Below are 25,522 nucleotides of genomic sequence, written 5' to 3'. Positions count from 1 at the left end.
ATACAATTAAATTTGTATTGTAATAAGAAGGATGAATAAATGTATACAGCGATAATTAACGTCCGTTTCTATGAAACCGATATGATGGGAATTGCTCATCATAGCAATCATTTTCGGTGGTTTGAAATGGCGCGTATTGAATTCCTTCGTCACATCGGTGTCACCTTGTGGGATATGATGGACGAGGATATAGTATTTCCAATTATGAATGTATCGTGTAACTATAAGGAACCTGCTCGGTTCGATGACACGATTAATATAGAAACCTATTTAGTCAAAATGACCCGTGCTCAGATGGTATTTAAATACCGCATGCGCCGCGCTAGCGATGGTGCTCTATTGGCGACGGGTGAGACTAAGAATGCCTTTATGTCTAAATCGTCTGGGAAAATCGTACGATTAGAGGATCGCTTTTATCAACCTATTCTAAATGCTGTTGAGGAGATGCCTCATGACTAATATAGATACACAACGACTGCCTATCGGCGTCTTTGACTCAGGTGTAGGTGGTCTATCCGTTTTGAAAGTTCTACAGGAACAATTTCCCAATGAAAACTTCATCTATATAGGGGATAATGCTAATAATCCCGTTGGCAATCGTCCAACTGAGGAGATTACAGAAATCGCTTGCCGTATTGCAGAAACATTACATCAAGTACCTGTAAAATTGATGGTTATCGCTTGCAATACTTTCACCGTAGTAGCCCTCGATGAGGTGCGCAGTCACGTCAATGTGCCGGTTATCGGTGTATCGCAAGGTGTTAAGACTGCTATTCGTGAAAGCAATAGTAATACCATCGGTATCATGGCGACGGTGGCGACCGTTAATAGTCATATTCATAAATATGTGGCTATGGACATCGACCATGAGGTTTTTGTATGGGAACAACCATGCCCAGAACTAGCCGGCTTAATTGAACAAGGTCATTTGCATGATGACGCTGTTCGTAAAGCCGCTAAGGAGTACTTAGCACCTATGCTAGAACGGGATATCGATGTTGTCGTATTGGGGTGTACTCATTTCCCATTTGTTAGCCCTGTCCTGCAGGAGTTATCAGGTGACCGCATCCGATATATCGACCCTGCTTATGAGACTAGTGATCTAGTACGACGTACGATGGACAGCAATCATTTACATAATCCATCTACCGAGAAGGGCCGTAGCACCTTGTATTTCACAAAGGATATTGCCCTAGGGGCTGATTTGGGCGCCCAATTCTTAGATACTGATGATTTTTCGGTGGAATTGATTACACTATAAAGGAGAATTCACATGTGGTTTTATGACATAATAAATGTGATAGTTGCCATTGCAGTTATCGTAGCTATTTTGTACTTATTATTCCGTCTATTCGTATTAAAACAAGGTAATGAACGCGTTATTTTGTTGCCAAAGCGGAAAACAAGCTTTCAATTGGCAGATATGAATATGAGCTCCATGACTTTGTTCTGCGATGTGCCATTTGTAAACAAAGGCCGTCAACTTGGTACAATCATGGATTTATTCCCACGTCCTTTGCTTCCAGAAGAACATTTTGATGGTGTGAAAGTAGACGCTTGGGCTATGGATATCGATCGTCCACGCCACGATGGTTACTTTGAAGCTATCATCATCAAGCCTCGCAAGGGTGGTACAATCCGCGTTTATGTTACCTTAACTGGTAGAAATGGTAATATTCGTGAAGATATTAAGGGATTCCCTTATATGGATATCGACATTTATTACCAAATCGTAGGTCGTACCGATTACCATATCGATAAACAACGTATTCGTTTGACTGCAGAAGAAGTACAAGCAGCATTGGTTCACTAAGGAGGCATAACAATGGCAGAATTAGAATTAGTATGTGTTCCTACACGTATTCTTACAGATAATGATGACATCGTTGATGCTATCGTTGAATTTGGTGGTCACAATATTGGACCAGAAGACATCGTATGCGTAGCAGAATCCGTTGTGGCTATTACACAAGGTCGCTTTACACGTCCTGAAGAACTCAATGTATGTTGGCAAGCGCGTATGATTAACCGCTTTATCCATCCAGATGGTTCCATGGCTTCTATTTATGGTATGCAATCTGCTATGAACTTAGATGGTAAATGGAAGGTATTAGGTGCGTTCTTCTTAGGTGCTATTGCTAAAATTTTCCGTAAACCGGGTGTATTCTACGCTATCGCCCGTGCTGCATCCTTAACCGATGACGTAACAGGCACAATGCCTCCATTCGATAAACACATTGTATTTGGTCCAAAAGATCCAGATAAGGTGGCTGAAAAAATCGTTCAACGCACAGGTTGCTATGGCGCTGTTGTAGCAGACGTAAATGACTTGAAACGCTCTGCAATTCTCGGTACAAGTCGCGGTATTGATGCGAAGAAAATCGCTAAATTGTTGATTGATAATCCATTTGGTAATGATAGCCAAATGACACCAATCGTTATTATTAAAAACTACGCTTCCGTTTCGGGAGCAAAATAAAAGATTCTCGATGTTTCCGGTGCAGAACTGGTAAGTCTAGAGATTAACAAAAGAGACTGCTCCGGCGGTCTCTTTTCTGTTTAAAGGAGGATATATGTTATTAGGCATAGATGTAGGTGGCACCTTTACGGATGCCGTTATTATAGATGGGGGTACCATCGTTTCATCGGCGAAGCGGCGAACCACGAAGGAGAATCTCATGAATGGCATAACGGATGCCTTAGGTGCGGTGATGCGTGGTGTGGACCCTGCACAAATAGAACAGGTAACGCTATCCACTACGGTCGTGACAAATACAATTGTAGAGCATAAAGAACAGCCTGTAGATCTCTATGTAGTAGCGGGGCCAGGGCGCAATGTAGATGATATATTCCCTGTAAGACCTGTGTATCTTAAAGGGTACACGGACCATCGTGGCATCGTGGTGGAACGTACGGATGTAGAGGGGACTCATCAACTAGAGAACATGGTGCAAGCTAAGAGTGGCACCGATTTAGCAGCTGTATCCGCAAAATTTGGTGTCCGCAATCCAAAGGAAGAAACCGATGTTGCTCAGGCTCTAGCTGACACATATAATACGATTTCTACAGGCAGTGCGTTAAGTGGCAGTCTTAATTTTCCACGTCGTACCATCAGTGCCTATTTTAATAGCGCCGTGGCCTCTGTATTTAAGGAATTTAAGAACGCTGTTTACCACGCATTAGATACCTTTCACATTACGGCACCTGTATATATTTTGAAAGCTGACGGTGGTTCGCTACCGATAGATACGGTGGAATCCATTCCTGTAGAAACGGTATTTACCGGACCAGCTGCAACGGTACTTGGCTTGGAAGCATTGCGCAGCACTAAAGACGCTCATACGGTGGCCCTTGATATTGGAGGGACTACAACGGATATTTCCTTGTGGAAACAGGGCAAACCACTGATGACAAAGGAGGGCGTATCCATTCGTGAATATCCAAGTGCTGTACGTTCCTTTGCGGTTACCTCGGTGGGCATTGGCGGTGAATCGGCGGTGCGCTATGAAGATGGCGAACTTACTGTTGGACCAGAACGGCTCGGCCCGTCTGTTGCACTTGGCGGCACTATCCCTACATTAGGGGATGCCCTCATCGTGCTTGGTAAAGCTCATTATGGCGATGAACAGAAGGCGTACGATGCCATTGCACAGATTGATACGACCATTGATGCTAACACTATGGCTCAACGCATCGTAGATGAAGCCGTCCGTGTTGTAAAGCAAGGGATTGATACGGTCGTGGCGAAGGAAAATAAACGACCTATCTATGTAGTGGCCGATATCGTGCATCCCGATCCATTTGTGCCGGCCCAGCTTGTTATCGTCGGTGGCACGGCGGCTAGTTTGGGCCCTATTATTGGGGACCAACTAGGATTGCCTGTTCATATTCCAGCCGATGCGGCCGTGGCTAATGCCATCGGTGCTGGTGTGGCTAACCATACGATAGCGATTACGGTTCACGTCGATACAAAACGGCGTACCATGGTGGTGCCAGAGCTAGGTATTCAAGATACTGGTAGCGCTTTGCGTTCCGCTAACGCTGTGGAAGAGGTGGCGTATCGATTATTATGTGAAGCTGCTCAAGAACAAGGCCTTGTAGCAGCAGGCGTAATACCTGATGTAGAAACGATAAGCGTTGAAGATTTCCCTGTTGTCGATGGATGGCAATCGATGGAACGCATTATTACTGTGAAGGTACAACTGAAAGCGGGGGTGAGCGGCTATGTGGAATCATAAGGACAGTTACCGTGTGCGAAATGGAATCGTGCAGACTAGTACAATAGAATATCCTTCATTAGGCCTCGTATTTTTCCCGGCCTTTGATTGGAAAATTTCTGCTACTCATCCAGAACGGCAAGAACGGTTGCTCTATACGCGGGATCAAATCGTAGAAGAAGGTTTATTGGATGTACCCAATATTCGAGAATACAATCCTATCGTAGCCGACTGGGATGTAATAGAACGGGTTCACGTTGGGGCCCCTGATTTAGCATCTTGGGTAACCGATGCGCATCGCGTATCGGCTGGTGGTGCCATTGCAGCAGCTGATGCGGTGCTACGAGGTGAAGTTGATCGGGCCTTTGCCCTCGTTAGACCCCCAGGGCATCATGCGATGGCTATGGTTCATGGCATTCGTGGATTCTGTACCATCAATATTGAAGCTGTCATGATTCAACATATACGTCAAACCTATGGTGTGAAACGGGTGGCCATCGTCGATACTGATGTACATCATGGGGATGGATCGCAAGATGTGTTCTATCATGACCCAGATACATTGTATATAAGCTTTCACCAAGATGGACGAACCTTATATCCGGGTACAGGATTTATGGATGAATTTGGCGGACCTCAAGCCATTGGCGCTAACATAGATATTCCACTACCTCCTAGCACGGGTGATGAAGGTTTATTACAGGTGATGCGCGAACTCGTATTGCCGATTCTACATGAATTTAAACCGGATATCGTCATCAATTCGGCGGGACAGGACAACCATTTCTCGGACCCATTAGCAAATATGAATGTGACTGCTAAGGGCTATGCAGAACTAGTTGATTTATTGCAGGCAGATATTGCGGTCCTTGAAGGTGGCTATTCTGTACAAGAGGCCTTGCCTTATGTAAATACGGGTATCATTTTATCGATGGCTGGGTTAGATTACAGTCGCGTTATCGAGCCCAACTATGTAGAACAACATCAGTCGGCTGATGTAACGAGATATATTGATGATCTTATTTTGAAATGGAAGGACCAATGGGCACGGCGTGAGGAAATAGCACAAGAAGAACTCATAGGCCACAAGGATAGATGGGTCCGTGACTATTCTGTGTATTATGACGAATCCGGCGTTCAAGAAGAGCGCCGTGAAACAGTGCGTCTCTATCCGGATAAAATTGGTTGGCATAGTATCGAATCCTATGGTAACTACGGACCTTATGCCAAACAAAGTGTGTACGCCATATTCATACCATGGCAAGCAGATGATGCAACGCGCGAAGAGGCTTTCACAGAAGCACGCCGCATGAAAGAACAAGGTGGTCTCAATCGCTATGTGGTGGTAGACCCTATGGGACAGGGCCAAGTTGAGATTTAGCCTGTCGAATGGGAACCGCCGTTCATGATATAATAGAATAAACGAGATAGCGCCCCTCGTGTGAGGGGCGTTTCTATTGTGATACATATCCTATAATGAACAATTCAGCATAGGTATACTAGATATAAAGGGGGCGTTGTTATGCGCAGTGATAATAGAACAGCAGGTCAATTGAGACCGATTAAAATAACGAGACATTTTACAGAATATGCAGAAGGATCTGTACTCATCGAATGTGGTAAAACAAAGGTCATTTGCACGGCTACCATCGAGGAAAATGTACCGCGCTGGCTAAAAGGTTCCGGTCAAGGCTGGGTGACCGCAGAGTATTCCTTGCTGCCACGATCCACAAAAACACGTGTCAGCCGTGAAGCCGCTCGAGGCAAACAAACAGGTCGTACCGTTGAAATCCAACGCTTAATCGGTCGTGCGTTGCGCGCCGTTGTAGATTTAAAGGCTTTGGGAGAACGGTCTATCACCGTAGACTGCGATGTTATCCAAGCCGACGGTGGTACGCGTACGGCGTCCATCACAGGTGCCTTCGTAGCTCTTGTGGATGCCATCGATTTCACATTCGGCGGCTTTGGTAAATTCCCTATTACCGATTTCTGTGCCGCTATTTCCGTTGGCATTGGCCCAGATGGTCCTATTACAGACCTTTGCTATGAAGAGGACAGCGCTGCCGTAGTGGACATGAACGTGGTTCGCACCGGTGCCGGTAATCTTATCGAGGTACAAGGCACAGGTGAACATGGTACATTTAGCCGCGATGAACTTAATCAATTATTGGACCTTGCAGAATCTGCCACTGATGAATTAATGGCTGTACAACGCGATGTACTCGGTTCTGTAGCGGATAAAATTGGCAAGGTGTATCCTGATGCACCTGTTCAAACTGCTGAAGGAGAACAATAATATGGAACGCATTGTATTAGCAACGGGCAATAAGGGAAAAATACGCGAATTTGAACGGGCTTTTTCTCATATGAACATTACCTGTGTGCCTGTGAAAGACATAGTAGACGTTCCGGAACCAGAGGAAACGGGTACGACCTTTATGGAAAACGCCATCCTCAAAGCGAAATATTATAGCGAAAAGACTGGATTACCTTGTTTAGCTGACGATTCAGGGCTTGCCGTTGATGCCCTTGATGGAGCGCCTGGTGTATACTCCGCACGCTATGCGGGTGTTCATGGCGATGACGAGGCAAATAATGAAAAATTAATTCGCGAATTAAAAGGCAAATCAAACCGCACAGCGCATTATGTATGCGCCTTAGCGCTAGTTCATCCCGATGGTTCTAGCGTAACGGCCGAAGCCTCTTGCGATGGCGAAATTCAAGATACGCCGCTTGGTACCAATGGATTTGGGTATGATCCATACTTCTTTGTTCCCCGATTTGGCAAAACTATGGCGGAACTCGATATCGATACGAAGGAAACCATCAGTCATCGTGGCAAGGCGTTGCAAGAATTGGTTGCAAAGGTGAACAAATGAAACGAATAGGTATTATTAGTGATACACATGGCTATCTGGACACCATTGATCTCGTGCTAGATGCAACGATGGACCAAGATATCGACATCTGGCTACACGCCGGCGATTATGGCGATGATGCACGATATATGCAAACGCGTATTGATGTGCCGGTCTACGCCGTGCGCGGTAATAATGACCGCGTGCAGCCCTTAGAACCTAAGGAACAATTGATTCCCTTAGAGGATACCTATATTTACATGACCCATGGTCATGAGGTATCATATGATAAACGAATACAAGAATTGATACACATCGGCAATGCTATGGGTGCGCGCCTCATCGTGTGCGGGCACAGCCATGTTTATAAAAAAGAACTTTTAGGTGATACATTATTTATCAATCCTGGCAGCATTGCATTGCCGCGGGATGGATCGGGTGGTACCTTTGCCATCGTCACCTATGAAAATGGTGCCTTTGATGTAGAATTTGTGTATAAACAGGATATTATATAGTATATGTGTGAAAGCTACGTTTTGTATGACTTTCACAAAAAAAATAGTAAGTCTATGCATGGAAAGGGTTATGGCATATCATGGATACACCAGTTAAAGCAAAGCCTAAAATGAAGTTATATGGGTTTAATAATCTCACGAAGACGTTGAGTTTTAATATTTATGATATTTGTTATACTCGTACAGAGGAAGAAAAGAAGCAATATATTCAATACATTGATGAAGTATACAATGCGGAACGTTTGACGAATATTTTGACCGAAGTGAGTCATATTATCGGTGCTAACATTTTAAATATTGCGAAACAAGATTACGACCCACAAGGGGCATCGGTTACGATTTTGATTTCTGAAGAAGAAATTGAAAAAGAAGATGTGGTTATGCATTTGGATAAATCCCATCTTACAGTTCATACGTATCCTGAAAGCCATCCGCACAAGGGGATTAGTACATTCCGTGCCGATATCGAGGTGTCCACATGTGGTCAAATCTCTCCGCTAAAGGCCCTCAATTACTTGATCAATAGCTTTGATTCTGATATTTTGACATTGGACTATCATGTGCGTGGCTTTACGCGCGACGTGTCGGGCAAGAAAATCTACATCGACCATCGTATCAACTCTATTCAAAATTACATTAATGCGAAAACGCGCAATTTGTACAATATGATCGATGTGAACGTGTACCAAGAAAATATCTTCCACACTAAGATGATGCTCAAGGATTTTGATTTGGATAATTACTTATTCGGCATTACCGAAGCGGAATTAAGCGAACGAGAAATTAAGCAAATTAAACACCAATTGCGACAAGAAATGACAGAAATCTTCTACGGACGCAATTTGCCATCTGTGAAAGCCTAGATTGTTTAAAACGCTTAGTTATTTGTGGACATGTAATTAATGCTAAGAATATAAATTCATGATTAATTCTAAAATTTTCGAAAAACTATATCGAAAAATCTTGTGTTATTGTTTCTGATTCTGTATAATGAACTTGTAAGGGGTATTAATAATTAATACCAAGAAACTATTGTGTCCGTTGTCATCCACAAAGGAGAATTATTATGGACGTACGTGAATTAGCAGTACAAAAAAAACGTGAATTAAAAGGCTTCCTCACCGTAGGAACTAAATATGAATTAAAAGACGCTCATGATTTATCCGTTGCTTACACACCAGGTGTAGCAGAACCATGCTTGCGTATTAAAGACAATGAAGCAGAATCCTTTGAATTAACTTGCCGTTCCAATATGGTTGCCGTTGTATCCGACGGTACTCGTGTACTCGGCCTTGGCGATATCGGCGCTGCTGCTGCATTGCCTGTAATGGAAGGTAAATCCTTATTGTTTAAAAAATTTGGCGATGTAGACTGCATTCCATTGGTAGTAGATACTAAAGATGCTGATACATTGATCAACACTGTAAAATTGTTGCAAAAGAACTTTGCTGGCATCAACTTGGAAGACATTTCTTCTCCTAAATGCTATGAAATCGAAAATCGTTTGAAAGAAGAATTGGAAATCCCTGTATTCCATGATGACCAACACGGTACAGCAATCGCATGTTTGGCTGGTGTAAAAGGTGCTCTTCGCCTCGTTAAAAAAGATTTAGCTACAGCTAAAATCGTTGTAAATGGTGCTGGTGCAGCTGGTGCAAACATCGCTCGTTTGTTATACCTTGCAGGCGCTCGTGATATTACCGTATTGGTATCCTCTGGCGTATTGCACAAAGATTACAAACGCCTTGATTCCTTGCAAACTGAATTGATCGATTTGCTTGGCCTTGAAGAAAAACATGGCAACTTGGCTGAAAACGCTAAAGGCGCTGACATCCTTCTTGGCGTATCTGCAGCAGGTGCTTTCACAAAAGAAATTTTGGAAAACTTGGCTGATGACGCTATCGTATTCGCTATGGCGAACCCTAACCCAGAAGCAACATACGCTGATATGAAAGCTGCTGGCGTTCGCATTGCAGGTACAGGCCGTTCCGATGCACCTAACCAAATCAATAACGTAGCTGTATTCCCTGGTATCTTCCGTGGTGCTATTGACGTTCGTGCATCTAAAATCACTGACGAAATGAAATTGGCTGCTGCCGATGCATTGGCACACTTGATTCCAGACAGCGAATTGAATGATGAAAACATCATGCCATCCGTATTCGACCCTCGCGTAGCTCCTGCAGTGGCAAAAGCAGTTGCTGAAGTAGCTGTAAAACAAGGCATCGCTAAAAACCCTCAAATCGTTGAAGACGGTCATTACGAAGGTTAATTTTAACTAAACGAAATATGATTTTGAACATGCACCCTGTGGGGTGCATGTTTTTTTATATAGATGTTGCATTTGTGCGTACAAAATTATAAAATGTAAGCACAATAATAACAATAGGAGATATTATATGGATTATAGAGGAATTATAGAATCAAAACTAGAACAAAATAATGGTATACTTTCAAGTCGCGATATTAAAGCTCTTAATATACCTTCCATATACCTAACTAGAATGGTAAATGAGGGGATACTTAATCGTGTAAGTCGAGGTATTTATTTAAGCACAAAAGGTGATTATGATGAATACTATCTCTTTCAAAAACAATATGGAGTTCCCATTTTTTCATATGCATCAGCCCTGTATTTACATCAATTTACAGATGATATTTATCCGGCACTAGAGGTAACTGTGTATCGAGGGTATAATATTCATAGAATTAACAACGTGAATCTTGTACATTATGTTACGAAAGATATATATGAATTAGGTATCATAGAGTGTAAAACGGTATATGGTAATATTGTCAAAACCTATGATTTAGAACGGACCTTATGTGATTTCATTAAAAATAGAAATAAAATCGATACTGAATTATTTTCTAAAACTTTACATAGGTATATGCGTTATAAAAATCGAAATCTGAATCGTTTATACGATTACGCTAAGAAAATGAAGATATATGATAAGGTTAAAAGTATTTTGGAGGTTATCTATGAATAAGGATAAACTGAAAGCTTTATGTCATAAATTATCGAAAGAGTCTGGACTGCCTTTTAATATGATACAAACACATTATTTTTTAGAGCGGATACTAGAGCAAATATCATCTAGTAGTGAATGTGAAAATTTTATATTTAAAGGTGGTTTTTTACTATCAAATGTTATTGGTATACGGCAACGGAGTACATTAGATATTGATTTTGTTATTCGGCAATTTCCACTGACAGAAGAAGTATTGTTAGTGAAATTCCAGTCTATACTATTGAACTCATCATCGGATATTAAATATTCAATACAGCGAATAGAACCAATTCGTGAATCTGATGAGTATGGAGGCTATAGACTAACAATACTCTGTCAATTAGAAAATATTAGACAAGTTATTCCTTTAGATATAGCTACAGGTGATCCGATTACACCAGAAGCTATAAGATATTCCTATAAGAGCATTTTTGATGAAAGTGAATTTAATATTTGTGCATATAATGTAGAAACTATGTTGGCAGAGAAACTACAGACCATATGTGAACGGGGTGTATTTAATAGTCGATGTAAAGACTTTTACGACGTATTTATGATTTATAGTACATTAAATGACAGTATAGATTATAAGTTGTTACATGCTGCCTGTGTAAAAACATTTGCATATAGGAATACTTCATTTAATAAGGAAACATTTGAGGATGTTCTTATGATGTTAAGAAATGATGATGATTTACATTCATCGTGGCTAAGATATCAAAAACGTTCACCTTACGCTGTAGAAATTACTTTTGATAAAACATTAGATGTATTTGAACAGATTATTGATTGTATGGGATTATAAAAGAAATTTTTTTAAAGAGGGAAAGAGGGGGTGATACTATGTGCTTTTGATTTAGAAATTATGAAAATAATTTTGGGAATAGATAATCCTAAATTTTTAATGAATTTATAAAAAAATACTTGTCAGAATAGTGGTCCAATGATATAATAATTTTCGTTGCAGAGAGGTACTCACAATTGAGTAAAACTCAGCAAAAGTAGTGGTTGACATCAACTACCGGGTTTGCTATAATTAGCAAGTAATTAATGACGGGGCATAGCGCAGTTTGGTAGCGCACCTGGCTTGGGACCAGGGGGTCGCAGGTTCGAATCCTGCTGCTCCGACCATTTTTTATTTTGCGGGTGTAGCTCAATGGTAGAGCCCCAGCCTTCCAAGCTGGTCGCGAGGGTTCGATTCCCTTCACCCGCTCCATTTTTTTTTGCCTTTTTTAGGGTGAACGAAAAATGACGTCATTAGTTGACGATACATGCCACATAATTTATACTATAATAGATAATTACATATAAAGGTAATCCACATGGTTCAGTAGCTCAGTTGGATAGAGCAACGGCCTTCTAAGCCGTGGGTCGGGGGTTCGAATCCCTCCTGGATCACCAAAGAAATAAGCGGAGTCTAAATTGACTTCGCTTTTTTATTTAATTCTTGTAAAATATATTGTTAATTAGAGTAGTTGAACATATAATAAAAGTGAATTATAGGAGGAGGCGGTGTGTACATGGCTACAAAAAGTTTTTTAAAAAATGTTACTATCAAAAATAAAAAAGATTGTAGCAAGCTTTTACATGCGTTAGAGAGTGCGCAAAAGCAAAAAAGTGTTCCTGTTGAATTTTCTAGATCTTATTCCTTGGCTACGAAAGAAGAAATAGATAAGATTTTTATATGATAGGATTTAAAGTTGTTAATCTGGATTTACTTTTACAAGTTAAATCTGAGGAATAGATTAGAACAATTTTAAATGACTTCGAGAGTCCTCTTAATCCTGATATAGAGAATTTTTTGAAATATTTATGATTAGCATTAAATTACATACTTTTAAAAAAGGTGAATGGAAAAATCCATTCACCTTTTTGTATATAAAAGAGTTAGAGCTATATATACTGTTATGGAAATAGAACAGGCCTGTACTAATTTGAAGGGCCCTATGTATAGGCCTCGTTAGAAATAGAACAGGCGTGTACTAATTTGTAGGCCCCTATGTATGTGCCTTGATAGAAATAGAACAGGCATGTACTAATTCGTAGGCCCCTATGTATGTGCCTTGATAGAAATAGAACAGGCGTGTACTAATGTGTAGGCCCCTATGTATGTGCCTTGATAGAAATAGAACAGGCGTGTACTAATTTGAAGGACCCTATATATGTGCCTTGTTAGAAATAGAACAGGCGTGTACTAATTTGAAGGGCCCTATGTATAGGTCTTGTTAGAAATAAAACAGGCCTGTTCTAATTTATAGAACCCTATGTATCTCTGTCAAATTATAAATTCGTATCTATCTCTACGGTATTCTTCTGTAACCATTGCACCAGTTCTGTATTTGTCATATTACCTGCGGCGATATCGATAATCATGTTTTCTACGTCTTGTTGTGTTGCCGTAATATCGAATCCATTAATAATTAAATATACATACATGCTATGCAATGCTGTTCGTTTGTTTCCATCCGTAAAAGGATGATTGTTGGCTAAGCCATAACATAATTGTGCCGCTTTGTCGTAGATGGATGGGTATAGATCTTTTTCCATAAAGGTTTGAAAGGGGGTATAGACGGCTGATGCTAATAGGTTTTCATCGCGTACGCCTGGTGAAAGGACAAATGCACTTTCTAATTGGGCGTGGAGTTCATAGATATCTTGTAAGGTGAATTGGATATTAGCTGTATTCATTTGTTCTCCAATGCTTTATAGAGTTCATAATTACGCTTTAATACTTGTTGCGAGATGTCTTTTATCTGCTTTTTTAGATCTTTATTAGTATCACTAGTTATGATAGAGGGTTTGTGGTTTGTTTTGCAATCGGTATTTTTCTGATCTTTTGTCATCATAAATTAAATTCCTTTACTGTATTTTTGACTTTTATATTTACTATATATTTGACTTTTATTTCTATTATATAGGGAATAAATCAATACAAACAATAGAAATTTGATAAAACAAGCAAAAAAATATAAATAGGGAACCTCCTATAAACCTAGTATTTATCTGTGTTTTTATCAATAAAATTATATTTGTCAAAATAAAAGTCAGAAAAAGTCAAAAATCTTTACTTTGACCTATTGACTTTTTGACTTAATAAGATTATTATAATGACATAAGGTTAAAGAAACCTAGAAATAAAGCAAGAAATTAAAGAGACTTAAAAGGTCAAATAGATATACTTGTAGTAAAAAAGTGAGGTAATTTATATGAACAACAATTTCAATAACTTTGGTAGCGAATTTGGTAGCATGAATGATTTATTCAATCAATTGATGAGTAATATGGGAGGTTATTCTACAGAAAACCGTCGTTATAAAATTAATGGTCGTGAAGTAACTCCTGAAGAGTTTGCTTATTATCGCCAAACAGGTCATTTGCCTACTAATGAAGAAATCCAAGCAGCACAAGCTGCAGCTCAACAAGGCAAAATGAAAAAGGATGGTATCCTTGCTCGTTTAGGTACGAACTTAACAGACGAAGCTCGTAACGGTAAGCTTGATCCTGTTATCGGTCGTAACAAAGAAATTCAAGAAACTGCTGAAATCTTAGCACGTCGTACAAAAAACAATCCAGTTCTAGTCGGCGATGCTGGTGTTGGTAAAACAGCTGTAGTAGAAGGCTTGGCACAAGCCATTGTAAATGGCGATGTTCCAGCAGCGATTAAAAATAAAGAAATCATTTCCATCGATATTTCCGGTTTGGAAGCTGGTACTCAATACCGTGGTTCCTTTGAAGAAAATATCCAAAACCTTATTAAAGAGGTTAAGGCGGCTGGTAATATCATCTTGTTCTTTGACGAAATCCATCAAATCTTGGGTGCTGGTTCCACAGGTGATGGTCAAGGCTCTAAAGGCTTAGCAGATATCTTGAAACCTGCTTTGTCCCGTGGTGAAATGACTGTTATCGGTGCTACTACACAAGATGAATATCGTAACACAATCATGAAAAATGCAGCACTTGCGCGTCGTTTCAATGAAGTAAAAGTCAATGCCCCATCTGCAGAAGATACTTTCAAAATTCTACAAGGCATTCGTCCATTATACGAAGCGCATCATAACATTGAATTGCCAGATGCCGTTTTGAAAGCCGCTGTAGATTATTCCGTACAATACATTCCTCAACGTAGCTTGCCAGATAAAGCTATCGACTTGATCGATGTAACAGCAGCTCACTTGGCATCTCAACATCCTGTAACTGATATTAAAACATTAGAAGCAGATATTGCAGATGCTAAAGCAAAACAAGAAGAGTTTGCTCAAAAAGAAGATTACGAATCCGCTATTAACGAAAAGATGCGTATTCAAAAATTACAAGAAGAAATCGACAAGCATACTGATAACCAAAAGGTTGTGGCTAATGTTAACGATGTAGCCGAAGCGGTAGAACGTATGACCGGTATCCCTGTTTCTCAAATGGGTGCATCCGATATTGAACGTTTGAAAGATATGAAATCTCGTTTACAAGCTCATGTCATCGGTCAAGATAAAGCGGTAGAAGCTGTTTCTAAAGCTATCCGTCGTAACCGTGCAGGATTTGACGAAGGTAACCGTCCAATCGGTAGCTTCTTATTCGTAGGTCCTACTGGTGTTGGTAAAACAGAATTGGCTAAACAATTAGCACTTGATATGTTCGGTAACAAGGACGCTATCATCCGCTTGGATATGTCCGAATACAGTGATCGCACAGCAGTTTCCAAATTGATTGGTGCTACAGCTGGTTACGTTGGTTACGAAGATAACTCCAACACATTGACTGAACGCGTTCGTCGTAATCCATATTCCATCGTATTGTTCGATGAAATCGAAAAAGCAGACCCTCAAGTTATTACATTACTTCTTCAAGTATTGGACGATGGTCGCTTAACAGATGGTCAAGGTAACACAGTAAACTTCAAGAATACTGTTATTATCGCTACATCCAATGCAGGTTTCGGTTATGGCAGCGACAATGATGATGAAAACAAAGTCGATGTAATGGACCGCATTGCTCCATTCTTCCGTCCTGAATTCTTGAATCGTTTCAATGCTGTTATCGAATTCAATCAATTAAGCAAAGAAGATTTGAAGAAAATCGTTGATTTGATGCTCGACCAAGTTAACAAAACTTTGGCTAAAAAACAAATTACCTTAGATGTAACTGACGCAGCTAAAGATTTGTTGATGGAACAAGGTTATGACAAAACAATGGGCGCTCGTCCATTACGTCGTGTCATCGAATCCGAAATTCGCGACAATGTAACTGATTACTACTTGGATCACATCGATGCGAAACACTTGTTGGCTGATGTTGTAGATGGTCACATTGTAATTAGCGACAAAGATGCTGCTAATACATCTGATGCTAAATCCGGTGATGACAAATCTGCAGATGACAGCAAACAAGCTGATGATGCTGCATCCAAGGACAATAAATAATCGGTAGGCTATTGACCCTTTCATTGAATCCCTTACAACTCTCTCCATATACACACAAATAACAATAGTCCTATTGATTGTGAAAGCACTCGACATTACGTCGAGTGCTTTTTTGCGTTATTATATGAATTTTGTATACATGACAAAAATCATTGATAAGGTATCAATATATTTTGTATAATCATGTTACTATATTCTATAGAATTAAAAGAAAAGATGAAGAATATAAGGGAAATTAGAATATAAGGAAAAGCAAGCATATAAGAAAGATGAAGAGCGAGAGGAGCATAGTGATGTCACATTATATAGATTTAAATAGCGATTTAGGTGAAAGCTTTGGCAATTATACATTGGGCATGGATAGTGAGGTGTTAAATCACGTCACTAGTGCCAATGTGGCTTGTGGCTGGCATGCAGGCGATCCTCTCATCATGGAGGCCACCGTTAAGATGTGCAAGGAGAAGGGCGTAGCCGTAGGGGCTCATCCGGGATATCCCGATTTAATGGGCTTTGGACGCCGCAAGATGGCGGTCAGCCCTGATGAGGCACGGGCCTATATGATCTACCAACTCGGTGCGTTGCAAGGATTTTGCAATCAATACAATGTAGAGTTACAGCACATGAAATTGCATGGTGCTTTTTATAACATGGCGTGTGTAACGCCGGAATTAGCTGATGCAGTGCTAGATGGATTGCAAGCGGTCAATCCCAAGGTCCGTGCCATGGTGCTCAGTGGTAGTTATATAGCCAAAGAGGCGGAGCGACGAGGTATCCCAGTGATACAAGAGGTCTTTGCAGACCGTGGTTATACAGAGGAAGGCACATTGGTACCCCGTACGGAAGAGGGGGCTTTCATAAAAGACCCGCAAGAGGCCTTGGAACGAGTGCTCATGATGGTGCAAGAAGGCAAGGTCGTAACGAATACGGGCAAAACAATCGATATTGTAGCCGATTCCGTATGCGTTCATGGTGATAATCCAAAAGCGATAGCTTTCACAAAGTATATTCGTGAAGGCCTCACTAAGGCAGGTGTCGTGGTAGCGAATTTTCAGAATCGATAGATTACAATCGATTGTATAAGAATAGATAGAATCAGAATAGATAGAATCAGAATAGATAAAAGGAGTCAGTATGAAACCGATCACAGGTAAAGCGAGTTTATCTGTCCTCTTAGGGGCAGCATTTTTGATGGCCACGTCGTCCATTGGGCCAGGATTTATGTTACAAACGGCGGCATTTACAGGACAGTTACAGGCGGATTTTGCTTTCGCCATTGTGGTGTCTGTTATTTTCTCCATCATTGCACAGCTCAATGTGTGGACCATCATCGGCATATCCCAAATGCGGGGCCAAGATATTGCGAATAAGGTATTGCCCGGCCTTGGTTACTTCGTAGCATTCTTGATTTCCCTTGGAGGCCTTGCGTTCAATATCGGTAACATTGGGGGCGCGTCCATGGGCCTTAACATCGTATTCGGTATCGATACGACGACGGCAGCGGCCATCAGTGGTATTTTGGGGATTTTATTATTTGCATCCCCTAAAATGGGAGGCGTTCTCGATAATACGGCGAAAGTGTTGGGCACAGTGATGCTTGTACTCATCGGTTATGTAGCGTTTTCTACTAATCCTCCTGTAGCAGAGGCCGCAACCCATGCTATCGTGCCAACCAATTACCCTTGGCTAGCTACGATTACCCTTATCGGCGGTACCGTAGGTGGGTACATTACATTCTCCGGTGGCCATCGCTTGATTGATGCGGGCATTACTGGCCGTGAACATTTAAAAGATGTGCGTCGTGCTGCCTTCATGGGCATGTCCGTAGACGCCATTGTTCGTATATTGTTATTCTTAGCCGTACTCGGCGTAGTATCCATGGGCTTTACGTTAGATCCAAAGGACCCAGCAGGTTCTGCGTTCTTACTTGGTGCTGGTGAAATCGGTCATAAATTATTCGGTATCGTATTCTTCTGCGCTGCGTTGACCTCCGTTGTAGGCGCTGCCTATACATCGGTATCCTTCCTTAAAACCTTGTTCAAGGTGGTGGAACGGTATGAAAAATTGACCATCATGGCATTCATTTTCGTGTCCACATGTATTCTTATCTTTATCGGTAAACCGGCTACGCTGTTAATCGTGGCGGGCTCCGTGAACGGCTTGATTTTGCCTGTTACCTTAGCCGTTATGCTATTGGCAACGCGTAAGACGAATATTGTAGGGGATTATAAGCACAATCCTGTTTTGTTCTATACTGGCTGGATTGTCGTGCTTGTGACTGCTTATATCGGCGTTACATCCTTGCAAGGTATTGCGAAATTATTAGGTTAGGGGGCACGTATGAATCCCACAATTTCTCCGGTTGGGGATAGTGCTATCTCCATCGAATTTGGTCAAGTTATTGACCCTAAGATTAATCAGCGTATCCGTCAGACTGTGGCGGGTATTGAAAGCCTCCATTTAGAGGGGATTATTGAAATGGTGCCTACCTATTGTGCGCTTCTCATTCAGTATGATGCGCTGTGCTACACCTATGCTGAGCTGTGCCACATTCTTGAACCTATTTGTACGCAGCCTATCCAATCTGATGAAAGTAAACTAGTGACGGTCGTAGAGATACCGACCGTCTATGGTGGTGAATTTGGTCCAGACCTTGGATTTGTAGCCTCTCATAATCACCTTACAGAGGCCGAAGTGGTGAGCATTCATAGCGGCACGGACTACCTCGTGTACATGATGGGCTTTATCCCCGGTTTTACCTATTTAGGTGGCATGGATCCGCGCATCGCTACGCCTCGTTTGTCCTCGCCGCGTACACATATTCCGGCAGGGTCCGTAGGCATCGCGGGTGAGCAGACCGGCACCTATCCATCGGATTCCCCTGGTGGCTGGCAAATTATAGGACGCACGCCTCTGTCCATGTACGATGCATCCCGTGAAGAGGCGGCTCTTCTCAAGGCGGGCGATTATGTGCGCTATGTTCCTATTGATGAAAGTGCGTTCCACTGTATTAAGAAATTGGGTGTTTCCTTTAAGCCCGTTGTACATCATGTAAAGGTAGGTGACCTCCGTGGAGGTAAGTGAATATAAGAATGCGTCATTTGAGGTGGTTGCGCCTGGTATGATGACCACCGTGCAAGACGGAGGGCGCGTAGGATTTCAACAATATGGTATGCCCGTGGCCGGTCCTATGGATGGTGAAAGCTATGCTATCGGACAAGCCCTTGTAGGGAATACGACGCCCGTAGGGGCTTTGGAGTGTACCGTACTCAGCCCTACGCTCAAGGTGAAAGGTACATGCATTGTTGCTTTCACAGGTGCCGATATGCAGCCTACCATTAATAATGTAGAGGTGCCGCGGTACATTCCTTTTGTCTGTCATGACGGTGATGTCATCTCTGGCAGCTTTAGCCAATGTGGGGTGCGCATGTATATTTCCTTCGCCGGAGGTATTGATGTGCCCGAAATCAACGGCAGCGTGGCGACACATACAAAAGCGAATATTGGCGGATTTGAGGGACGTCCCTTAGTGGCGGGCGACGAAGTGCGTTTAAAGGATTGCATGCGTGATACTATCATCTGCGACTATACTAGAGAATCAAATCATTTATTTAATACGGTTCTATTTAATCGGGGCGGCCGTGAATGCCACGAACCGCTGCGCGTTGTACTGGGCTCGCAAGCTAAGTACTTTACAGAAACGGGTATTCGCAATTTTAGTAGTGAACTCTATACATTAACCATTCAATGCGACCGTATGGGTTTTAGGTTAGATGGAGCTCCTGTTGAACACATCGATGGCGCCGATATCATCTCCGATGGCGCTGTATTTGGATCGATTCAAGTTCCATCTGATGGCAATCCAATTATCCTCATGGCGGACCGACAAACAACGGGGGGCTATACGAAAATCGGTACCGTTATTACCGCTGATTTGCCTAGACTTAGCCAGTTGCCTATTGGGGATGGAATTACCTTTGATATTGTATCTGTGGAAGAGGCACAAGAGATGTATAGGGTATATATGCAAAATTTGCATAGCAAAATTAACTTAGCTTCTGCACAAAGTACATTTGTATTCTCTCTGAAAACAACAATATAATACGTAAAAAACGACTGGTTTATAAGTTTACACATAATTTTGTATGTATATGTATTTTATAAAAGCCACTCCTTGTAGTAAGGAGTGGCTTTTTTTGCACATAAAGTATAAATCAATTTTAAATAATTTATCGGATTACTTAAAAATATATCGATACATTTTCTTAAACAAAAATCTTCTATAAAAAATGAGAATAAAATGAACCGATTTGGTATAGCTTAAGTTGTATGAAATCAATAACGGATTGATAATGAGAATGGCAGAAATGCTACATATGATGAAAATACATACAATATGAATTAAAATACATAAAGAATTTATATAGAGCATAGTGAATACAAGCAAAAAATAGAAATAGACAAAATTCGAAATAGGAATTAAATATTCTTAATCCGTATAATTTACAATTGAGAAATATGAGGGGAATATGATAGAATAATGAAATCAAATTCATAGTTTTTTAGAAGTTAATGGATTTTATTGCTCTACAAAGAACTAAACTTCATTATGTTTTTGAAAATATATTTCATGTAGTTGAGAGGTTAGTTAGTGAAAAGGAAGCGAAAATGAATAAAATCTTTAAAGTTATTTGGTCTAAGTCTAAACAATGTTATGTTGTAGTATCTGAATTGGCTAAGAATACAACAGGAAAAAAGAAAATTGTTGTGGCTAGTATTTTGGCAGCATTAGCAGTGAGTGTGAATGTCACGCAAGTTAATGCAGAAAAGTTCGGAAATAATAATGCTAAATCTGGTAGCATTGTTATTTGGGGAAATAAAGGGACTCCTGCATCCGGTTATCATGAAGATGGTATTGCTATTGGTCAAGCGGCTAATGTTACTGCTAATGGTGGCATTGCTATTGGTAGAGATGCTACAAGTGCACAAAATGCTGTAACTTTAGGATGGGGATCGAATGGTTCGGGCTATGGTGCGCTTGTTTTGGGGACGACTGCTGAACAATATAAAACGGGAGATGCTTCTAGAGTAGCGTCCGCGTCAGGAACATATGCTGTTTCTGTTGGTGCCGGTGCACAAGCGGGGCAAAACTATTCAATGGCATTTGGTACTAATACAACAGCTAATGGGGAATATGCTGTTGCTGTAGGGTATAAATCTAGTGCTTCAAGTGAGTCTGCTATTTCTATTGGTAAAGAATCCAAGGCCGAAGATCAAAATGCAATCGCAATTGGTATTGATTCCAATGCAAAAACTACGGACAGTATAGCAATTGGTAATACTGCAAAAGCGACTGGGGCGGTATCTACTGCTTTGGGTGCCCGTGCTGAAGCACTAGGAACTAGTGCTGTCGCTGTTGGTATAAATGCTAAAGCAAAAAAAGATCAAGCTACGGCGTTAGGTTTTAGTGCACAAGCAAATGAGAAGAATTCAGTTGCTCTTGGCTATGGTGCAACATCATCTAAAGAAAATGCAGTAGCTCTTGGTAGTGCTTCTACCACAACAACAAATGCAACAAGTCAAGGTTCCGTTGTTATTGGTGGTAAAACAATAACTTGGAGCGGGGCACCAACGGTAACAGGTACAGGAATGCAAGTTTCTGTTGGTTCTAGTGGAGCTGAACGTCAAATTAAGAACGTAGCAGCAGGTGCAGTATCTCCGACTAGTACTGATGCAATCAATGGCTCTCAATTGTATGCTGTCGCAGACGCGTTAAGAACAAAATATGTGTCCATAAAATCTAATGCAACTGGTACTGGTAGCAATGAAAATAATGATGGAGCTACTGGAGCTGATTCCATAGCAATTGGTCCGAAGGCTTCTGCTACACAAACTAATGCAACTGCATTAGGTAAAGGGGCTGGCGCTACAGATAGTAATAGTACAGCTATTGGTGCAGGGGCTCAAGCGACTGGTAGTTCGTCAGTTGCTTTAGGTGACAGTGCTAATGCATCTAACAGTCAAGCGATTGCAATTGGTAAAAGTACGGTAGCATCTCAGTATGATGCGGTTGCTATTGGTAATGGTTCTAATGCTACTGCAAGTTATACCTTAGCAACAAATGGGGGGGTTGCAAGTGGTTTAATGTCCATTTCTGTAGGTCACAGTACAGAAGCTACCAAAGAAAATGCAGTTGCAGTGGGGTATAATTCAAAAGCAAACGGGGAATCTTCTGTTGCTATCAGTGGTGCTACTACAGCAGCTGCAAAGTCTATAGCGATTGGTACTGAAGCACAAGCTACAAAAGAAGGTTCCATTGCTCAGGGCTGGAAATCATTAGCATCGAGTAAGGGAACTGTAGCAATCGGTGGATCTACTGATGGTACTGAATTGGGGGCACAAGCTACGGAATTGTATGCATCTGCTTATGGTAATCAAGCTACTGCTTCCGGGCAATATTCTACAGCATTAGGTAATCAGTCTACAGCATCTCAAAGTCATGCAACTGCTGTAGGTCATCTTGCTAATGCTACAGCTGATTCCGCTGCTGCTATTGGTTATAATGCTCGTGCTCAAGGAACCTATGCGTTTGCTGCTGTGGGTGGTCAAGCTATTGGTGTAGATACGATTGCTATTGGCCGTGACTCAGTGGCTAATACTATTGGCAGTATTGCACAAGGCAAGGGTGCTAATGCTCAAGGTGGTAGTAGCATTGCTATCGGTAGTGCTTATGGTCCTAACGCAGGTGCAGCTACTAATGGCGAAAATGCGATTGCTTTGGGTGCTGGGGCCTCCTCCTCTGCAAACAATGCGTTGGCACTCGGTCTTAATGCTAATTCGTCTGCCACTGATAGTATTGCAGTAGGTCTTAGATCTCAATCTAATGCGTTAAGCGGTGTTGCAATTGGTGCGGACTCTCAAGCTAATGTAGAAAAAGCTATTGCGCTCGGCGCTGGCTCTAAGGCTAATGTAGCATCTGGTGTTGCTGGTTATAATGCCAATACAGAAAATATTGCCCGTACAGATAAGTATTCTGGTCTAACTGGTGTAGCATTGAATAGTAACTTGGGAGCCCTATCAGTTGGTGTAACTGATGCTAACGGTGCTGCTACTAGCACACGACAAATTGTAGGTGTTGCAGCTGGTAAGGCCGATACTGATGCAGTTAACGTAGCACAATTGAAGAGCGTTAACCTAGCTTTCACAGGCAATTCTGGTAGTGGCGACGTTAATTTATCTAAGAGTAAATTAGCGGTTGAAGGTGGTACTGATTCTTTTATTACTACTACGGCTGCTAATAAGAAATTAGAAATTAAGACAACGCAAGGTACTTTGCAAAATACGTCTGGTACTGTATCTGTTAATGGTGCTAATGGCTTAGCAGTTGCTCAAAATGTAGCAGATGTTATCAATCAAGCTAATGCGGATCAAACCATTAAATACAAAGCTAATGGTACCGGTAATAATTCAGTTAAACTATCTGATGGTTTAAACTTTACAAATGGTACTACTACAACGGCAACAGTAGGGACAAATGGTCAAGTATCCTTTGATCTTAACACGGCGACACAGAAATCGATTACTGATTCTGCTACTGCTGTAGCACGTACGATTTCTCTTGGTGGAGATACAGGTACTACAACGGCTAAATCCTTATCTTCTGCTAATGTTAATTTTGGCATTAAGAGTGGTAGTCCTACATATCTTACAACTGTAGCGAATGGTAATGATGTAACATTGACTATCAATGAACAAGCCATTAAGAATGCGGCTAAGGATGCATCATCTTTCAAGGTGAAAGCTAATTCTACTGCTGCAGAAGATGTTAAGGGTGGCGATACAATTACTTTCAACAATGGTGATAATATCGCGATTACCCAAACAGGTAAGACCTTTAAAATTGCTACAGCTAAAAATGTAACATTTGATACAGCTACTATCGGTACTAATACAACTATCGGCTCTACAGGGGTTTCAACTAATAAAGTTACAGTAGGCAATATTTCTATTGATGGCACTGATGGTATTAATGCAGGTGGTAAGGCTATTAGTAATGTAGGCACTGGTCGTGTATCTAACAGCAGTACAGATGATGGTAATGTTGCTAACATTGGTGATGTTAAGGCAATCGCTAATGATGCTGTATCTAATTTGTCTACAAGTCTTGGAGTTACAGATGGTACGAATAGTGGTACTGTTAACTTAAAGAACCAAAGTTTAAAAGTTGTTGGTACAGGTGTTGCAAAAGCAACTGTGAATGGTCAAACAATTACAGTTGATGTAGCAAAAGGTACAATAGCAGCTAATCCGACAACTGGTGCATTAACAGGCACTGCTGGTGTTGTTGATGCTAATGATATGGCTACGGCTGTTAATACAGCGATTACAAAAGCTGTAGATACTGCTACTGGCACACAAAAACTTGATGTTTCCGCAGGTGGTACAGATAGTTCTGTTAATCTTAAAACTCAAAAATTAACGGTAGCCGGTACAGGTGCTGCGACAGCGTCTTTGACTGGTCAAACGATTACTGTTAATGTGGCGGAAGGTACATTAACATCAAATGCTGCGGATGGATCAGCTACTGCAACTGCAGGTGTGGCAAAGGCTGTAGATGTAGCCGCAGCGATTAATACTGCTAATACAGCATTAGGTAATAAAATTACGGCAGCTACACAATCTTTATCTACATTAGGTGATAATAAATTTAAATTAACAGCAGATTCAACCTCCACAACAGGTCAAGCACTTAATCAATCTGGTGGCTTATCCTTTAAGATTGCTGGGGATAGCAATTTTATTTCTACATCTGCTGCTGGTGATACAGTAACTGTTTCTGTTAAACAAGGTGTCTTTGGTAGTAATGCAGATGGTACAGCCAAATCCACAACCAATGGTGTGGCAACAACTGACAATGTAGCCAATATCGTTAATACAACTGTTTCAAATGCTGTAAACAATGTTACAAGTAACCAAAACCTTAAAATTGGTGGTGACACAACTGCAGCAAACTCAGCAGTAAACCTTAAAAATGATACATTATCTGTAAAAGGTGATAATAAATATATTTCAACAGCAGCATCTGGCAATGACATTACCTTAACGGTTAATGAACAAGCGATTAAAACAGCAGCAAAAGATGCGGCAACCTTCAAAGTAAAAGCTAATAGCGAACCTGAACAAGAAGTAAAAGGTGGCGAAACAGTAGCATTTAATGATGGCGACAATATTAAGATTACTCAAACTGGTAAGACCTTCAGTATTGCTACTGCTAAAAATGTAACATTTGATACAGCAACGATTGGTACCAATACAACTATCGGATCCACTGGTATCACAACTAATAAAGTAACCGTAGGTGGTATCTCTATAGATGGTACTAGTGGCATTAATGCAGGTGGTAAGACGATTACCAATGTAGGCACTGGTCGTGTATCTAACAGCAGTACAGATGATGGTAATGTTGCTAACATTGGTGATGTTAAGGCAATCGCTAATGATGCTGTA

General features: G+C 41.1%; 21 protein-coding genes and 3 tRNA genes. 23 read left to right on the top strand and 1 reads right to left on the bottom strand.

Going from position 1 to position 25,522, the window contains the following annotated elements; all coding sequences use genetic code 11:
- Window positions 1-39 precede the first annotated feature (39 nt).
- From HMPREF1151_RS02845 to HMPREF1151_RS09815, 17 genes are all read left to right on the top strand, one after another.
- A complete protein-coding gene (locus HMPREF1151_RS02845) occupies window positions 40-459 on the top strand; it encodes a thioesterase family protein (protein WP_009660986.1) in 420 nt (139 codons plus the stop codon).
- Window positions 452-1,261 carry a glutamate racemase gene (murI, locus tag HMPREF1151_RS02840; RefSeq protein ID WP_009661011.1) on the top strand — a complete coding sequence of 270 codons (810 nt, stop codon included), beginning with the start codon at window positions 452-454 and terminating at the stop codon, window positions 1,259-1,261. Before HMPREF1151_RS02845 ends, murI begins: the two co-directional genes overlap by 8 nt.
- 12 nt (window positions 1,262-1,273) lie before the next feature.
- Window positions 1,274-1,813: a hypothetical protein gene (locus HMPREF1151_RS02835; RefSeq protein WP_005380162.1), complete on the top strand. Its 540-nt coding sequence runs from the start codon at window positions 1,274-1,276 to the stop codon at window positions 1,811-1,813.
- 12 nt (window positions 1,814-1,825) lie between these two features.
- The gene (locus HMPREF1151_RS02830; protein WP_005377243.1) at window positions 1,826-2,479 is read left to right on the top strand and encodes a coenzyme F420-0:L-glutamate ligase; all 654 of its coding nucleotides are present in this window, start codon (window positions 1,826-1,828) and stop codon (window positions 2,477-2,479) included.
- 94 nt (window positions 2,480-2,573) lie between these two features.
- On the top strand, window positions 2,574-4,238 hold the full coding sequence (locus tag HMPREF1151_RS02825) for a hydantoinase/oxoprolinase family protein (RefSeq protein WP_009660982.1): 1,665 nt from the start codon (window positions 2,574-2,576) through the stop codon (window positions 4,236-4,238).
- Window positions 4,225-5,598, top strand: a complete 1,374-nt coding sequence (locus tag HMPREF1151_RS02820) for a histone deacetylase (protein ID WP_009660991.1) — start codon at window positions 4,225-4,227, stop codon at window positions 5,596-5,598. Before HMPREF1151_RS02825 ends, HMPREF1151_RS02820 begins: the two co-directional genes overlap by 14 nt.
- A 141-nt stretch (window positions 5,599-5,739) precedes the next feature.
- Window positions 5,740-6,513, top strand: a complete 774-nt coding sequence (gene rph / locus HMPREF1151_RS02815) for a ribonuclease PH (protein WP_009660999.1) — start codon at window positions 5,740-5,742, stop codon at window positions 6,511-6,513.
- A gap of 1 nt (window position 6,514) precedes the next feature.
- Window positions 6,515-7,096 carry an XTP/dITP diphosphatase gene (locus HMPREF1151_RS02810; protein WP_009660996.1) on the top strand — a complete coding sequence of 194 codons (582 nt, stop codon included), beginning with the start codon at window positions 6,515-6,517 and terminating at the stop codon, window positions 7,094-7,096.
- Window positions 7,093-7,590, top strand: a complete 498-nt coding sequence (locus HMPREF1151_RS02805) for a metallophosphoesterase (protein WP_009661006.1) — start codon at window positions 7,093-7,095, stop codon at window positions 7,588-7,590. The genes HMPREF1151_RS02810 and HMPREF1151_RS02805 overlap by 4 nt, the downstream gene beginning before the upstream one ends.
- A gap of 80 nt (window positions 7,591-7,670) precedes the next feature.
- Complete coding sequence (speD, locus tag HMPREF1151_RS02800) at window positions 7,671-8,453, top strand: adenosylmethionine decarboxylase (protein ID WP_005377253.1); 783 nt, start codon at window positions 7,671-7,673, stop codon at window positions 8,451-8,453.
- Between the two features lie 203 nt (window positions 8,454-8,656).
- Complete coding sequence (locus HMPREF1151_RS02795; protein ID WP_005380274.1) at window positions 8,657-9,862, top strand: NADP-dependent malic enzyme; 1,206 nt, start codon at window positions 8,657-8,659, stop codon at window positions 9,860-9,862.
- Between the two features lie 127 nt (window positions 9,863-9,989).
- Window positions 9,990-10,583, top strand: a complete 594-nt coding sequence (locus tag HMPREF1151_RS02790; RefSeq protein WP_009660995.1) for a type IV toxin-antitoxin system AbiEi family antitoxin domain-containing protein — start codon at window positions 9,990-9,992, stop codon at window positions 10,581-10,583.
- Window positions 10,576-11,409, top strand: a complete 834-nt coding sequence (locus tag HMPREF1151_RS02785) for a nucleotidyl transferase AbiEii/AbiGii toxin family protein (protein ID WP_009660993.1) — start codon at window positions 10,576-10,578, stop codon at window positions 11,407-11,409. The genes HMPREF1151_RS02790 and HMPREF1151_RS02785 overlap by 8 nt, the downstream gene beginning before the upstream one ends.
- A 249-nt stretch (window positions 11,410-11,658) precedes the next feature.
- A tRNA-Pro gene (locus HMPREF1151_RS02780) sits at window positions 11,659-11,735 on the top strand.
- Between the two features lie 11 nt (window positions 11,736-11,746).
- Window positions 11,747-11,820: transfer RNA gene (locus tag HMPREF1151_RS02775), tRNA-Gly, on the top strand.
- A gap of 108 nt (window positions 11,821-11,928) precedes the next feature.
- Window positions 11,929-12,005: transfer RNA gene (locus HMPREF1151_RS02770), tRNA-Arg, on the top strand.
- A 119-nt stretch (window positions 12,006-12,124) separates the two neighbouring features.
- Window positions 12,125-12,292: a hypothetical protein gene (locus tag HMPREF1151_RS09815; protein ID WP_009661018.1), complete on the top strand. Its 168-nt coding sequence runs from the start codon at window positions 12,125-12,127 to the stop codon at window positions 12,290-12,292.
- 592 nt (window positions 12,293-12,884) lie between these two features.
- Here HMPREF1151_RS09815 and HMPREF1151_RS02765 read toward each other — a convergent pair.
- Entirely contained in the window at window positions 12,885-13,292 is a 408-nt protein-coding gene (locus tag HMPREF1151_RS02765; RefSeq protein WP_009660976.1) for a type II toxin-antitoxin system death-on-curing family toxin, read from the bottom strand.
- Window positions 13,293-13,810: 518 nt separating this feature from the next.
- On the opposite strand from HMPREF1151_RS02765, the gene HMPREF1151_RS02760 reads away from it, so the two are divergent.
- From HMPREF1151_RS02760 to HMPREF1151_RS02735, 6 genes are all read left to right on the top strand, one after another.
- Entirely contained in the window at window positions 13,811-16,018 is a 2,208-nt protein-coding gene (locus tag HMPREF1151_RS02760) for an ATP-dependent Clp protease ATP-binding subunit (protein WP_009661004.1), read from the top strand.
- A 293-nt stretch (window positions 16,019-16,311) separates the two neighbouring features.
- Window positions 16,312-17,079 (top strand): LamB/YcsF family protein, encoded by a 768-nt coding sequence (locus tag HMPREF1151_RS02755; protein ID WP_009661014.1) that lies wholly within the window; start codon window positions 16,312-16,314, stop codon window positions 17,077-17,079.
- Window positions 17,080-17,149: 70 nt separating this feature from the next.
- Window positions 17,150-18,346, top strand: coding sequence for an NRAMP family divalent metal transporter (locus HMPREF1151_RS02750; protein WP_009661026.1), 1,197 nt, complete (start codon window positions 17,150-17,152; stop codon window positions 18,344-18,346).
- Window positions 18,347-18,355: 9 nt separating this feature from the next.
- Window positions 18,356-19,099: a 5-oxoprolinase subunit PxpB gene (gene pxpB / locus HMPREF1151_RS02745; protein ID WP_009661010.1), complete on the top strand. Its 744-nt coding sequence runs from the start codon at window positions 18,356-18,358 to the stop codon at window positions 19,097-19,099.
- A complete protein-coding gene (locus HMPREF1151_RS02740; RefSeq protein WP_009661012.1) occupies window positions 19,086-20,117 on the top strand; it encodes a biotin-dependent carboxyltransferase family protein in 1,032 nt (343 codons plus the stop codon). The genes pxpB and HMPREF1151_RS02740 overlap by 14 nt, the downstream gene beginning before the upstream one ends.
- 566 nt (window positions 20,118-20,683) lie before the next feature.
- On the top strand, window positions 20,684-25,522 hold a 4,839-nt coding region (locus tag HMPREF1151_RS02735), incomplete at its 3' end, for an ESPR-type extended signal peptide-containing protein (RefSeq protein WP_009661025.1).

The organism is Veillonella sp. ACP1, assembly GCF_000286635.1.
GTDB classification, from domain to species: Bacteria; Bacillota; Negativicutes; order Veillonellales; family Veillonellaceae; genus Veillonella; species Veillonella atypica.
Note: the sequence above shows the minus strand (reverse complement) of the source record. Positions and strands in the feature narration are given on the sequence as shown.